Source organism: Cellulomonas sp. P5_E12, assembly GCF_054049315.1.
The window spans coordinates 88019-101269 of record NZ_JBFUMP010000004.1 but is presented as its reverse complement, the minus strand read 5'-3'; the positions used below and the strand labels follow the sequence as shown (position 1 = coordinate 101269).

At 71.9% G+C, this 13251-nt stretch carries 11 protein-coding genes; 6 read left to right on the top strand and 5 right to left on the bottom strand.

Features of this window, described 5'->3' with window-relative positions; genetic code table 11:
- The first annotated feature begins 4 nt into the window (after positions 1-4).
- Positions 5-2305 carry an MMPL family transporter gene (locus tag ACXJKA_RS04640; protein ID WP_456824008.1) on the top strand — a complete coding sequence of 767 codons (2301 nt, stop codon included), beginning with the start codon at positions 5-7 and terminating at the stop codon, positions 2303-2305.
- Positions 2306-2362: 57 nt separating this feature from the next.
- On the opposite strand, the gene glpK is transcribed toward ACXJKA_RS04640, so the two are convergent.
- The 3 genes from glpK to ACXJKA_RS04625 all read right to left on the bottom strand — a co-directional run bounded on the left by glpK (position 2363) and on the right by ACXJKA_RS04625 (position 6592).
- On the bottom strand, positions 2363-3886 hold the full coding sequence (gene glpK, locus ACXJKA_RS04635) for a glycerol kinase GlpK (protein WP_456824007.1): 1524 nt from the start codon (positions 3884-3886) through the stop codon (positions 2363-2365).
- Positions 3887-3983: 97 nt separating this feature from the next.
- The gene (locus ACXJKA_RS04630; RefSeq protein WP_456824137.1) at positions 3984-4670 is read right to left on the bottom strand and encodes an MIP/aquaporin family protein; all 687 of its coding nucleotides are present in this window, start codon (positions 4668-4670) and stop codon (positions 3984-3986) included.
- Between the two features lie 113 nt (positions 4671-4783).
- Complete coding sequence (locus tag ACXJKA_RS04625; RefSeq protein ID WP_456824006.1) at positions 4784-6592, bottom strand: FAD-dependent oxidoreductase; 1809 nt, start codon at positions 6590-6592, stop codon at positions 4784-4786.
- Positions 6593-6737: 145 nt separating this feature from the next.
- On the opposite strand from ACXJKA_RS04625, the gene ACXJKA_RS04620 reads away from it, so the two are divergent.
- The 3 genes from ACXJKA_RS04620 to ACXJKA_RS04610 all read left to right on the top strand — a co-directional run bounded on the left by ACXJKA_RS04620 (position 6738) and on the right by ACXJKA_RS04610 (position 8929).
- Entirely contained in the window at positions 6738-7727 is a 990-nt protein-coding gene (locus tag ACXJKA_RS04620; protein WP_456824005.1) for a sugar-binding transcriptional regulator, read from the top strand.
- Positions 7728-7797: 70 nt separating this feature from the next.
- Positions 7798-8301, top strand: a complete 504-nt coding sequence (locus tag ACXJKA_RS04615) for an amino-acid N-acetyltransferase (protein WP_456824004.1) — start codon at positions 7798-7800, stop codon at positions 8299-8301.
- A gap of 52 nt (positions 8302-8353) precedes the next feature.
- Positions 8354-8929 carry a GNAT family N-acetyltransferase gene (locus tag ACXJKA_RS04610; protein ID WP_456824003.1) on the top strand — a complete coding sequence of 192 codons (576 nt, stop codon included), beginning with the start codon at positions 8354-8356 and terminating at the stop codon, positions 8927-8929.
- A 14-nt stretch (positions 8930-8943) separates the two neighbouring features.
- On the opposite strand, the gene ACXJKA_RS04605 is transcribed toward ACXJKA_RS04610, so the two are convergent.
- Positions 8944-9846 carry an A/G-specific adenine glycosylase gene (locus ACXJKA_RS04605; RefSeq protein WP_456824002.1) on the bottom strand — a complete coding sequence of 301 codons (903 nt, stop codon included), beginning with the start codon at positions 9844-9846 and terminating at the stop codon, positions 8944-8946.
- Between the two features lie 143 nt (positions 9847-9989).
- Here ACXJKA_RS04605 and ACXJKA_RS04600 point away from each other — a divergent pair, with 143 nt between their 5' ends.
- Entirely contained in the window at positions 9990-10604 is a 615-nt protein-coding gene (locus tag ACXJKA_RS04600; RefSeq protein WP_456824001.1) for a hypothetical protein, read from the top strand.
- Between the two features lie 89 nt (positions 10605-10693).
- Positions 10694-12007, top strand: coding sequence for an APC family permease (locus ACXJKA_RS04595; RefSeq protein WP_456824000.1), 1314 nt, complete (start codon positions 10694-10696; stop codon positions 12005-12007).
- Here the strand turns inward: ACXJKA_RS04595 and disA are convergent.
- Complete coding sequence (gene disA / locus ACXJKA_RS04590; protein WP_456823999.1) at positions 12004-13122, bottom strand: DNA integrity scanning diadenylate cyclase DisA; 1119 nt, start codon at positions 13120-13122, stop codon at positions 12004-12006. The genes ACXJKA_RS04595 and disA overlap by 4 nt on opposite strands.
- Positions 13123-13251 lie beyond the last annotated feature (129 nt).

Genomic DNA, 13251 nt, shown 5'->3' with positions numbered 1-13251 from the left:
GAACATGGCACGCGTGCTGGACCGTCTGGGCCGGGGAAGCTACCGCCACCGCTGGATCGTGCTGGTCACCTGGCTGGTGATCCTGACCGCCGCGGGGCTCGGCGCGGTTGCGTCCGGGCTCCACCTGTCGAACACGTTCTCGATCCCGGGCACCGAGTCCGACCGGGCGCAGGCGCTCGTCGCCGAGCGGCTGGGCACCCAGGCCGCGGGCGTCGGCGGCAACAACGCGGCGGACGCGCAGGACTCGACAAAGCCGGCGAGCTCACGCGTCGTCGTCGCTGCGCCCGAGGGCGAGTCGTTCCTCACAGGCACCGGCATCCAGGACGTCATGACCGCGTTGGCGCCCGTGGCGGACGCCGAGGACGTCGCCGGCATGTCCGACCCGGTGTCCAGCCAGGCCGTCGCCCCCGACGGCAGCGTCATGTACGTCGACGTGCAGTTCACCGTCGCGGCCGACGACGTCCCGACGGCCACGACCGACGCCCTCGAGACCGCCAAGTCGAGCCTCGAGGCCGACGGCTACGAGGTGGCCCTGGCGGGTGGCCCCTTCACCGAGCCGCTCAAGCTGGCCGGTCCGACCGAGGCGCTCGGGCTCGTCGTCGCCCTCGTGGTGCTCGTGGTGACGTTCGGGTCGCTCCTCGCGGCCGGCATGCCGATCCTCACAGCCCTGCTGGGCGTCGGCATCGGCGTCGCCGGTGTGCTGTCGCTGTCCGGGATCACGGACATCTCGTCGTCGACCCTGACGCTCGCGCTCATGCTCGGCCTCGCTGTCGGCATCGACTACGCCCTCTTCCTCCTGTCTCGGCACCGCCAGCAGCTGGCCGACGGGATGGACCCGCTGCAGTCGGCGGGGCACGCCGTCGGCACCGCCGGCAGCGCCGTCGTGTTCGCCGGCACGACCGTGGTCATCGCCCTTGCCGCCCTGACGGTCACGGGCATCCCGTTCCTCGCCGCCATGGGCCTCGCCGCCGCCGCGACCGTCGTCATCGCCGTGCTCGTCGCCGTCACGCTGCTCCCCGCCCTCATGGGCTTCGCCGGCGAGCGTCTGCGGCCGAGGGGTCGCGCGATGCGGCAGGCCGAGCACTCCCGCGAGGCGCGCAACCGCTGGGGCGCGCTCGTCACGACGCACCCGATCATCACGCTGGTCCTCGGCGCTGCGCTCCTGCTCACGATCGCGATCCCCGCGCTGAGCCTGCGGCTCGGCCTGCCCGACGCGGGCCGTGAGCCCGAGGGCACGGGCGACCGCCGCGCCTTCGAGATGCTCGCCGAGGGCTTCGGCCCCGGCTTCAACGGCCCGCTCGTCGTGCTCGTCGACGCGCAGGAGGACCCGTCCGCGCTGCCCGCGGCCGTCGAGTCCGTGACGGCGACGGTCTCCGCCCTCCCGAATGTCGCCTACGCGGCGCCCATCGCCGCGCCCGGCGCCAGCGAGGGTGCCGAGGCCGCGCTCGTCGTCGTCATCCCGACCGGCGCGCCGGACTCGGAGGAGACCGCCGACCTTGTGCATGCCATCCGCGACGCCCGCCCGGCGCTCGAGGAGAGCACCGGTACCCAGCTCTGGGTGACCGGTGCCTCCGCCGCGAACATCGACATCACGGAGAAGCTCGCCGCCGCGTTCCCGTTGTTCCTGCTCATCGTCGTCGGGCTCGCGATCGTGCTCCTGCTGGTCGCGTTCCGGTCGCTGCTGGTCCCGGTGACCGCCGTGCTCGGGTTCCTCCTGACGATCGCCGCCGCGTTCGGGGCGACGACGGCCGTGTTCCAGTGGGGCTGGCTGTCGGGCGTGTTCAACGTCGACTCGACGGGCCCGCTGCTCAGCTTCCTGCCCATCCTGCTGGTGGGCGTGCTGTTCGGGCTGGCCATGGACTACCAGGTGTTCCTGGTGTCCCGGATGCGCGAGGAGCACGTGCACGGCGCCGACCCGACGACGTCAGTCCGGCTCGGCTTCGCCCACGGCGCCCGCGTGGTGCTGGCCGCGGCGCTGATCATGATCTCGGTGTTCTCGAGCTTCGTGTTCAGCGGCTCGGCGCAGATCGGCCCGATCGCGTTCGCGCTGGCCATCGGCATCCTCTTCGACGCCCTCGTCGTCCGGATGACCATGATCCCGGCGGCCATGACCCTGCTGGGGAAGTCGGCCTGGTGGCTGCCGCGCTGGCTGGACAAGATCATCCCGAACGTGGACATCGAGGGGGCCGCGCTGGACCCGACCGGTTCGCACGCGGCCGCCGCGCCGGTCGACACGGTGCCCGACGACGCCCACCACGGCACCCACGCGGCGCACGGCGTGCACGCCGCTCCGGCCGACGACTGACGCGACGAGGGCCGGGGCGCCTCGTCGCACCCCGGCCCTCGCCCGTCGATCAGACGATCAGCTCACGTCGTCGTCCACCCAGTCGAAGGTCTTGGTGACGGCCTTCTTCCAGTTCCTGTACTGCCGGTCGCGCTCGTCGGCGGCCATCGCCGGCTCCCAGCGCTTGTCCTCGGCCCAGTTGTCGATGACGTCCTGCTCGCCGCTCCAGAACCCGACGGCGATGCCGGCCGCGTAGGCCGCGCCCAGGGCGGTGGTCTCCGCGACCTTCGGCCGGACCACGGGGACGCCGAGGATGTCCGCCTGGAACTGCATGAGCAGCTCGTCCTGGACCATGCCGCCGTCCACCTTGAGCTCGGTCAGGTCGACGCCCGAGTCGGCGTTCATGGCGTCCAGCACCTCGCGGGTCTGGAACGCCGTCGCCTCGAGGGCCGCGCGGGCGATGTGGCCCTTGTTGACGTACCGCGTGAGGCCGACGAGCGCGCCGCGGGCGTCGGAGCGCCAGTACGGCGCGAAGAGGCCCGAGAAGGCGGGCACGAAGTACGCGCCGCCGTTGTCCTCGACGGTCTTGGCCAGCTCCTCGATATCGGGTGCCGACGAGATGATGCCGAGGTTGTCGCGCAGCCACTGGACGAGCGAGCCGCTCACGGCGATCGAGCCCTCGAGCGCGTACACGGTCGGCTGGTCGCCGATCTTGTAGCAGACCGTCGTCAGCAGGCCGTTCTTCGACGGGACCGGGGACGTGCCCGTGTTGATGAGCATGAAGTTGCCGGTGCCGTAGGTGTTCTTGGCCATGCCGACCTCGAAGCAGGCCTGCCCGAACGTGGCCGCCTGCTGGTCGCCGAGGATGCCCGCGATCGGCACGCCCGGGACCATGCCGCCCTCGCGGCCGACCCCGTACACCTCGGACGACGACCTGATCTCGGGGAGCATCGACAGCGGGATGGTCATGTCGTTGGCGATGTCCTCGTTCCACGTCAGCGTGTCGAGGTTCATCAGCATGGTCCGCGACGCGTTGGTCGGGTCGGTGACGTGCACGCCGCCGTCGACACCGCCGGTCATGTTCCACAGCACCCACGAGTCGGTGTTGCCGAACGCCAGCTGGCCGGCCTCCGCCTTCTCCCGGGCACCCTCGACGTTGTCGAGGATCCACTTGACCTTCGGGCCCGAGAAGTACGTGGCCAGCGGCAGGCCGACCTTGTCCTTGTACCGGTCGGCGCCGCCCCCGAGCGCCCCCAGCTCGTCGGCGATCTTCTGCGTGCGGGTGTCTTGCCAGACGATCGCGTTGTAGACGGGCTTGCCCGTGGTCCGGTCCCAGACGACGGCCGTCTCACGCTGGTTCGTGATGCCGACCGCGGCGAGGTCCTTGTAGGTGAGGTTGGCGCGGGTGAGCGCGAGGCCGACGACCTCGCGGGTGTTCTTCCAGATCTCCTCCGCGTTGTGCTCCACCCAGCCGGCGCGGGGGAAGATCTGCTCGTGCTCGATCTGTCCGGACTCGACGATCTGGCCGGAGTGGTCGAAGACGATGGCGCGGGAGCTCGTGGTGCCCTGGTCGATGGCAAGGACATACTTGGTGTCGGGCATGGTGCAGATTCCTCCGGGTGGTTCTGGGAGCCCGGACGGCGTCCTTCAGGGGGTGCTGGACGCCGCCCGGGCAGGGACGACTGTGTGGTGGGCGGTGTCAGATGTACGCGGTGGCCGCGAGGCCTCCGATGACGCCACCGACGAGGGGGCCGAAGACCGGGACCCAGGAGTACGCCCAGTCGCTCGAGCCCTTGCCCTTGATGGGCAGGAGGGCGTGCGCGATGCGCGGGCCGAGGTCACGGGCAGGGTTGATGGCGTAGCCGGTGGGGCCACCGAGGCTGGCACCGATGCCGACCACCAGCAGGGCGACGAAGAGCGGGCCGAGACCCGAGGGCGTCTTGCCGGACACCAGGATGACGAAGACCAGCACGAACGTGCCGATGACCTCCGTGATGAAGTTCCACGTGTACGACCGGATGGCCGGGCCGGTCGAGAAGACGGCGAGCTTGGTGGCGCCGTCGGCGTCCTCGTCGAAGTGCTTCTTGTAGGCGATGTAGCAGAGCAGGGCACCGATTGCCGCGCCGAGCATCTCTGCCGTGACGTACAGCACGCCGTTGCCGACGGTGACCGGGAGGCCCTTCGGGGCGAACGTGTCGGCACCGCTGGCCCAGATGCCGATCGTCACTGCTGGGTTGAGGTGTGCCCCCGACTTGAAGGCGGTGTAGACGCCCGCGAAGACCGCGAGGCCCCATCCGAAGTTGATGAGCAGCCAGCCGCCGTCGAACCCCTTGTTCCTCGGCAGGATGACGTTCGCGACGACGCCGGTACCGAGCAGCACGAGCATGCCGGTGCCGAGAACCTCGGAGAGGAACACCTCTCCCTGTGTGTAGTCCACTGTCGACCCTTTCTGACGGACGTCGTTGTCACGTGCGCCCCGCGGAGGACCGCGGGGAGTCTTCAGGTTCCGGCGGGGCCGGAGGAGCCGGGCCCGCGCGGTGAGCCGGGCTTGGTCCCCGCGGCGACCGGCTCGTCGGAGAGCATCGGCGACAGGTCCGCGGCCCGCAGCCGGACCTTCTCGGCCTCGGCGTCGTCCAGCTCGAGCGCGGCGGCCTCCTCGGCCTCGCACCGCGCGCGGTACGCCTCGATCTCCTGGCTCCGCTGGTGCGCGTCCCAGCCGAGGATCGGGGCGACGAGGTCCGCGATCTCCTCCAGAGCACCGACGCCCTTGTCCGCCTGCTCGTAGTTGAGCCGGGTGCGGTGCATGAGCACGTCGTCGAGGTGCAGGGCGCCCTCGTGGCTGGCCGCGTAGACGATCTCGGCGCCGATGTAGGCCTCGGCGTTCTTCAGCGGCTCGGCCAGCGACGGATTCTCGTCGACGAGGTCGATGAGCTCGCCCAGCAACGACCCGTACCGGTGCAGCAGGTGGTCCATGCGCGGCCGGGTCCACCCGTACTTCAGGCCGATCGCCCGCGCCTGTCGCTGGAACACCTGCAGTCCCTCCGCGCCGACCAGCGGGAGGTCGTGCGTGATGGACGGGAGGCTGGTGGCCCGGCTGCCGATCGCGAAGTCGACAGCGTCCTTCGCCATCACGCGGTAGGTGGTCAGCTTGCCGCCGGCGATGACCGTGAAGCCCGGGGCGGGGGAGGCGACCGTGTGCTCGCGGGACACCTTGGCGCTGCTGGTGCCCGCCTTGACCTGCGGCTGCAGCAGCGGGCGCAGGCCGGCCCAGGTGCCGATGATGTCCTCGCGCGTGATCGGCCGGGACAGCACCGTGTTGGCGTGCTCGATGACGTAGTCGATGTCCGCGCTGGTGGCGACGGGGTGCGTCAGCTCCTGCTTCCACGGGGTGTCCGTGGTGCCGATCACCCAGTACCTCGACCACGGGATGATGAACAGCACGGACTTCTCGGTCTGCAGGATCAGCCCGACGTCGCCGGCGATGCGGCTGCGCGGCACGACGATGTGCACACCCTTGCTGGCCAGCACCCGCAGGCCGCCCTCCGCGCCGGCGAGGGACTCGGTCTGCTCGGTCCACACGCCCGTCGCGTTGATGACGGACCGGGCCCGGACGTCGATGTGCTCGCCCGTCTCCAGGTCCACCACCTCGGCGCCGGTCACCGCACCGCCGGTCGTGGTCTGCAGGTCGAGCACCTGCGTGCGGGACGCGGCGTGCGCGCCGTAGCTGACCGAGGTGCGGACCAGGGTCTCGACGAGCCGGGCGTCGTCGACGCTGGCGTCCCAGTACCGGACCGCGCCGATCGCGGCGTCGTGCCGCAGGTCGGGGAACAGGCGCTCCATGCCCTTGCGGGACAGGTGGCGGTGCATCGGGAGGGCGCGCTTGGACCCGGTGACCGAGGCGAGGGTGTCGTACAGCGCGACGCCGGCGCCGACGTAGGCCCGCTCCCAGACCCGGTTCTCCAGCGGGTAGAGGAAGCTCACGGGCTTGACCAGGTGCGGGGCCAGGCGGTTGATCAGCAGGTCACGCTCGGTGAGCGCCTCACGCACCAGGTGGAAGTCGAGCATCTGCAGGTAGCGCAGGCCGCCGTGCACCAGCTTGCTGGACCTGCTCGACGTGCCGCTCGCCCAGTCCTGGGCCTCGACGATCGCCGTGGACAGTCCCCGGGAGACCGCGTCGAGCGCGATCCCGGCGCCGGTGACGCCCCCTCCGATCACCAGGACGTCGAGCTCGTTCCCGCGTTCAGCGCTCCCGCGCATCGCGTCGAGTGCGTCCTGTCGTGCTTGGGCCGTCAGCGGCGCCGTCCTCATCCGAAGTACCCCCGGTGGTTCTGTTGTCGCACTTTGTCCCACTCGCCCGGTACGGGCTTGCTCGCTATCGTCGTCACCAGGCGAACGAACGCGCAACAGCAGTGCACAAACGTGCAGCGCCGATCGCGTGCGGGAGGGGGTTCCGATGTACATCGAGCGGGAGCAGGACGTCCTGCGGGCGGCGTCCATGTACTACCTCCAAGACATCAAGATGGAGGTCATCGCCCGCCACCTGGGAACCTCGAGGTCCACCGTCTCCCGGCTCATCAAGCGCGCGCGCCAGTCCGGGCTGGTCGAGATCACGCTGCGCCCGGCGAGCACGCGTGCACCCGGCCTCGGCCGCACCATCGCCGCCACGTTCGGCATCGACACCTACGTCGTGCCGGTCCCGGACTCGGCCAGCCACATCGAGCGCCTCGACCAGGTGTCCATCACCGCGGCCCGCCTGCTGTCCTCGTGGTTCGACTCCGACATGGTGCTCGGCGTCGCCTGGGGGACCACGCTGGCATCGGTCTCCCGGTACCTCGCACCCAAGCCCACGCGCGGGTCGGCGGTCGTCCAGCTCAACGGCGCCGCGAACATGCGCACCAGCGGGATCGAGTACGCGAGCGACCTCATCTCGACCTTCGGCACCGCGTTCGCCGCGGCCGTGCACCACTTCTCGGTGCCAGCGTTCTTCGACTACCCCGACACCAAGGCCGCGATGTGGCGCGAGCGGTCGGTCCGCCGGGTGCTCGACATGCAGCGGCGCGCGGACATCGCGGTGTTCTCCGTCGGCGCGGTCGCGGGGGCCGTGCCGTCGCACGTCTACTCGGCCGGGTACCTCGACGACGCCGACGTGAAGAACCTGCACGACGAGGGCGTCGTCGGCGACGTATGCACGGTGTTCCTGCGCGCCGACGGGTCGTGGCAGGACGTGCACCTGAACGAGCGCGCGACCGGCCCGACGCCGGTCGAGCTGCAGCGGATCCCGCGGCGCGTCTGCGTCGTGGCCGGCGACAACAAGGTCGCGCCGCTGCTGGCCGGCCTGCGGGCGGGGGTGGTGACCGACCTGGTGGTCGACGAGATCACGGCCACCGGGCTGCTCGACGCAGCCGAGCCTCCCCACCCGCGGCGCGTGCGCGCACGGGTGTAGCCGCGCGTTCCTCATCTCGGGAACCGGGCGGCTCCGCGGCGCGGACCACGCTCGCCATTACGTTGGCCCGATGTCCTTCCGTGTCCGCCCCGCCCTCCCGGCCGACGTCCGCGCCATCCGCGCGCTCGTCGAGCCCTACGCCGCCGAGCGGATCCTGCTGGCCAAGGAGTGGGTCGGGTACTACGAGGCGGTCCAGGAGTTCCTCGTGGCCGAGGCGGACGACGGGACTGTCATCGGCTGCGGCGCGCTGCACGTCATGTGGCAGGACCTCGCCGAGATCCGCACGCTCGCGGCCGACCGCACCCGGCGGGGCACCGGCGTCGGGCACGCCCTGCTCGACGCACTGCTGGAGCGTGCGCGTCAGATCGGGTTGCGACGGGTCTTCTGCCTGACCTTCGAGGTCGCGTTCTTCGAGTCCCACGGGTTCCACGTCATCGAGGGCACACCCGTGACCCCGGACGTCTACCTCGAGCTGCTGCGGTCGCACGACGACGGCGTCGCCGAGTTCCTCGACCTCGCGCGCGTGAAGCCGAACACCCTCGGCAACACGCGGATGCTCATCGAGCTCGACTGAGGCCTCGAGGAAAGCGCTGGGCTGCCCGACCCCGCTCGGGCACGATGGCGCCGTGCACACCTATCTGGAGACCGAGCGCCTGGCCCTGCGCCCCTTCGTCGCCGACGAGGCCGACCTGCTGATCGAGCTGGACAGCGACCCGGCCGTGATGCGGTACCTGTCCGGGGGCGAGCCCACCCCGCCCGAGTTCGTCCGCGAGCTCGTCCTGCCGAGCCTCCTCGCCGCCTACGAGAGGTGGGGCGGGAGGTTCGGGCTGTTCGCGGCGTTCGAGCGGGACGGCGGCGCCTTCGTCGGCTGGTTCTGCCTGCGCCCCGAGCGGGAGGGCCCCTTGGACGAGGTCGAGCTCGGGTACCGGCTGCGCCAGGATGCCTGGGGCAAGGGGTATGCCACCGAGGTCTCCCGGGCGTTGCTGGTCAAGGCGTTCACGGAGCTCGATGTGCGGGTGGTCTGGGGCGAGACGATGGCGCTGAACTTCCCCTCGCAGAAGGTGATGGAGAAGGTCGGCATGACGGTCGCGACGACGGTGGACACGCCCGAGGACATGCTGATGGTCGAGGGCGCGGAGCGTGGGGGCTTCCGGTACGAGATCACGAAGGAGCAGTGGGACGCCGACGTCCGCGTCCGGTAGGGCCGGGCGCGCCGTCAGGACGGCAGCCGGTACGTCGGCGGGTCGTCGTCGCTCGGGGCCGGGTCGCGCGTGATCAGGCCGTCGGCGAGCAGGCCGTCGACGCAGCGGGCGAGCTGGCGGGCGTCGGTCCAGACCGCGTCCACCGCGGCCGCCGGCACCGGGCCGAGCGCCTCGCGCAGCAGCGCCATCACGCGCCCCCGCACCTGCCGGTCGGTGCCCTCGAAGGTCTGGGTCCGTCGGCGGCCGGCGTGCTCGTCGGCGGGGCGGCCGGCGGCGTACCAGGCGCACACGTCCTGGACCGGGCACACCTCGCACCGGGGCGAGCGGGCGGTGCAGACGAGCGCCCCGAGCTCCATCGACGCCGCGGCCCAACGGGCGGCCTGCGCGTCGTCGGACGGCACGAACGTCGTCGCCCGACGGACCTCGTCGACGGTCTGGCTCGGCGCGGGCAGCGCGACCCCTTCGACCGTGCGCGCCAGCACCCGGCGCACGTTGGTGTCCAGCACCACCGACCGCCGACCGAACGCGAATGCGAGCACCGCGGCGGCCGTGTACGAGCCGATGCCGGGGAGGTTCAGCAAGGCTGCCTCGTCGGCCGGGACCGACCCGCCGTGCCGCTCCACGATCGCGCGGGCGCACTCCTGCAGGCGCAGCGCCCGGCGGGGGTAACCCAGCCGGTCCCACGCGCGCAGCACGTCGGCGGTCGACGCCGCGGCCAGGTCAACGGGAGTGGGCCAGCGCGACATCCAGGAGCGCCACGCCGGGTCCACGCGCACGACCGGCGTCTGCTGGAGCATGACCTCGCTGACGAGCACGCCCCACGGGGTCCGGTCGGCGGAACGCCACGGCAGGTCGCGCGCGTGCACGTCGAACCACGCGAGCACCGGCTCGCGCAGCTGGGCGGGGGACGGCGGCACCGCAGCATCCTGCCCCACCGCCCGCGCCCTGGGCGCCGCACCGCGCGTCGGCCGCGCGAGCCGGCGAACCTCCCTCTACGGTGGTCGCGCCGCGGGAACGGTGCGGCACGCACAGGACGTAGTCGAGACGGGCCGGAGGACGTATGAGCGAGTCGCGACGCCTCCCCGCCCGCGTGTACTGGGTGCGGCGGCTCGTCGTCCTCGGCATCCCGCTGCTGGTCGTCCTGCTCGTCGTGTGGCTCGTGGTCGGTCGGGGCGACGGCGAGGACCCGACGCCCGCGGCGCAGACCACGACGTCGTCCCCACCGGTCGAGCAGCCCGCAGACCCGGCCCCGAGCACGACGCCGAGCGACACCACCTCGGGCGTCGCGGACTGCGCACCCACCGCGCTGGTGCTCGCGATGACGGCGGACGCCGCGACGTTCGCCGCGGGCGTCAGCCCCACGTTCTCCGTCGCGATCACCAACACCGGGACCGATCCGTGCCTGGTGGACGCGGGCGAGGCGCAGCGCGAGATCGTCATCACCTCCGGCGACGATCGGGTCTGGTCGAACCGCGACTGCATCGTGGCAGGCACGGAGTCCCGCACGCTCCTGCTGCCCGGTGGGGGCAACGACACGACGCCGTTCGCCTGGAACCGGGTCCGCTCGGCGGAGGGGTGCCCGGCGGGCCTTCCCGCGCCGGGCGCGGGGACCTACTCGGCGCAGCTGAACCTTGCCGGGGCGAGCGCCCCGCCGGCCGTGTTCGGGCTGGGCTGACGGCCCCGGCCTCGTCCGCGATACCCGTCCACGCCGCTAGGGTCGAGCGTGCCGGCCACGGCACAGGCGGTCGCACCGAGGGAGAGTCCATGTCCGAGGCAGCTCCGGCGGCAAAGGCGCAGCTGAGCGTGCGCGGTGCGGCCGTGCTGGGTGTGGGTGCGATGGTCGGCGCGGGGATCTTCGCGCTGCTCGGGCAGGCGGGCGAGGTCGCCGGCTCCGCGGTGTGGCTGTCGTTCCTGCTGGCCGGGGCGATGTCGGCCACGCTGGGGTACACCCTCGTGAAGTTCGCGATGCGCTGGCCGTCCTCCGGCGGGTTGATCGTCTACCTGCAGCACGGCTACCGCAGCCGCCGCGTGGTCGGGGTCGCCGCCTGGCTCGGGTACCTCACCGCCATCGTCGTCGTGGGCGCGATGGTCGCCGCCTCGTTCGGCGACTACGCCGCGGTGGTGCTCGCCGACGGGCCGTCGGGCGGCTGGCTGTCCAAGCTCTGCGCCGTCGCGCTGGTGGTGTTCGCGGCGTGGCTCACCGTCGCCGGTCCGCGTCTGGTCGACCGGGTGCAGTCGGCGATCGTCGGCCTGCTCCTGGTCGTGTTCACCGTGTTCGTCGTCGGCACGCTCCCGCAGGTCGACTTCGGGTTGCTGGCGCCCAGCACGTACCCGGGCGTGAACGACATCCTGGCCAGCATCGCCCTCACGTTCTTCGCCTACCTCGGGTTCGCGGTCATCTCGTTCGTCGGCGACGACCTGGCCGAGCCACGGCGGGAGCTGCCCATCGCGATGTACGCGGCGCTGGCCCTCACCACGGTGCTCTACGTGGCGGTGGCGGTGTGCGTGTTCGGGACGCTCCCGGTGGACGAGGTGGTCGCCGCCGGGCCGCGCGCGCTGGCGGTCGCGGCGGAACCCACGCTGGGACAGGCCGGCTACGTGATGATGACGTGCGCCGCGCTGCTGGCGACCGCGTCGACCGTGACCGCGATCCTGTACAGCTCGGTCGGGCTGACCAGGGCGCTGGCCAGCTCGGGGACCTTCCCGCCGGCCTTCGGCGCCGGGACCCGGCTGGGGCGGCACGGCGGTCTGCTGATCACGGCCGCGCTGATGGTCCTCATGGTGACGGGTCTCAGCGTGGGCGCGCTCGCCTCGGTCGGCAGCGCGGTGTCGCTGGCGGTCTTCGTGCTCGTGGCCATCGGGGCGTTCAGGCTGCGCAGGGAGCTCGGCGCCTCGCCCGCACTGACGGCGACGGCAGTCGCGGTCTCCGGGGTGGTGCTGGTCTGGTTCGTCGTCGACCTCTACGTGTCCCAGCGGCGCTCGTTCTGGATCATGATCGCGCTGGTCGTGCTCGCTGTCGTGGTCGACGCGGCGTGGTCCCGGCGACGCCTCGCTTCCGAGGCTGGAGCGGCGAGCTAGACGTACCGCTCGAGGATGCTCGACTCGGCCAGCCGGGACAGCCCTTCGCGCACGGCCCGGGCACGCTGCTCGCCCACGCCGTCGACGGCCATGAGGTCGTCGATGCCCGCCGCGAGCAGCTTCTGCAGGCCGCCGAAGTGCGCGACAAGCCGGTCGACGATGGCGCCGGGCAGGCGCGGAACCTTGGACAGCAGGCGGTAGCCTCGCGGGCCGGCGGCCGCGTCGAGGGCGTCGCCGCCACCGGGCAGGCCGAGGACGCTGGCGATGCGCGCGTTGTCCAGGAGCTCGGTCGAGTCGAGCTCGGCCAGCGCGTCCAGCACGGAGTCGACGTCGCGCCGGCTGGTGTCGACGTAGTCGCGGATGATCAGCGCGCGGTCGGAGCCGATGCCGCCGACCAGCTCGTCCAGCTGCAGGGTGAGCAGGCGGCCGTCGGTGCCGAGCTCGACGACGTAGCCCTCGATCTCCTCGGAGATGCGGCGGACCATCTCGAGGCGCTGGACCACGGCGGACACGTCGCGCACGGTCACCAGGTCCTCGATCTCGAGGGCCGACAGAGTGCCGCTGACCTCGTCGAGACGCGACTTGTACCGCTCGAGCGTGGCCAGGGCCTGGTTGGCGCGGGACAGGATCGTGGTCGAGTCCTCGATGACGTGCCGCTGGCCGCCGACGTACAGGGCGATGATCCGCATGGAGGCGGAGACCGACACGACCGGCAGGCCCGTCTGCTTGGCCACGCGCTCGGCGGTGCGGTGCCGGGTGCCGGACTCGGACGTCTCGATCGTCACGTCGGGCAGCAGCTGGACGGCCGCGCGCACGATCCGCGAGATGCCCGCGTCGACGACGACCGCGCCGTCCATCTTGGCCAGCTCGCGCAGGCGGGTGGCGGAGAACTCGACGTCGAGGACGAAGCCGCCCGAGCAGATGCTCTCGACCGTCCTGTCGAAGCCGAGCACGATCAGGGCGCCGGTGCGTCCGCGCAGGATCCGCTCGAGCCCGTCGCGAAGCTCGCCGCCCGGGGCGACGGCAGCGAGGGTCGACCTCAGGAGGTCGTCGGGAGCGTGCGGCACGGTTGCATGGTAACGACGCAAGCCGACGACGGCTCTTGCGACCCGCATGACGGACCCGATCGCCCGCAGGTGTTCATCCGTCCGCCGCCGTCGTCGAGATCGACTCGGCCGCTACCCACGGCGACGCCTCCCGTTCCGTTGCGTCGGCGAGCGGACTGCGTCACTCGAGCCCACGGC

Bases quoted from the DNA above. Each gene is read 5' to 3' on its own strand.
- ACXJKA_RS04640 (WP_456824008.1), top strand. From the start codon at position 5: ATGGCACGCGTGCTGGACCGTCTGGGCCGGGGAAGCTACCGCCACCGC.
- glpK (WP_456824007.1), bottom strand. From the start codon at position 3,886: ATGCCCGACACCAAGTATGTCCTTGCCATCGACCAGGGCACCACGAGC.
- ACXJKA_RS04630 (WP_456824137.1), bottom strand. From the start codon at position 4,670: ATGCTCGTGCTGCTCGGTACCGGCGTCGTCGCGAACGTCATCCTGCCG.
- ACXJKA_RS04625 (WP_456824006.1), bottom strand. From the start codon at position 6,592: ATGAGGACGGCGCCGCTGACGGCCCAAGCACGACAGGACGCACTCGAC.
- ACXJKA_RS04620 (WP_456824005.1), top strand. From the start codon at position 6,738: ATGTACATCGAGCGGGAGCAGGACGTCCTGCGGGCGGCGTCCATGTAC.
- ACXJKA_RS04615 (WP_456824004.1), top strand. From the start codon at position 7,798: ATGTCCTTCCGTGTCCGCCCCGCCCTCCCGGCCGACGTCCGCGCCATC.
- ACXJKA_RS04600 (WP_456824001.1), top strand. From the start codon at position 9,990: ATGAGCGAGTCGCGACGCCTCCCCGCCCGCGTGTACTGGGTGCGGCGG.
- ACXJKA_RS04595 (WP_456824000.1), top strand. From the start codon at position 10,694: ATGTCCGAGGCAGCTCCGGCGGCAAAGGCGCAGCTGAGCGTGCGCGGT.
- disA (WP_456823999.1), bottom strand. From the start codon at position 13,122: ATGCGGGTCGCAAGAGCCGTCGTCGGCTTGCGTCGTTACCATGCAACC.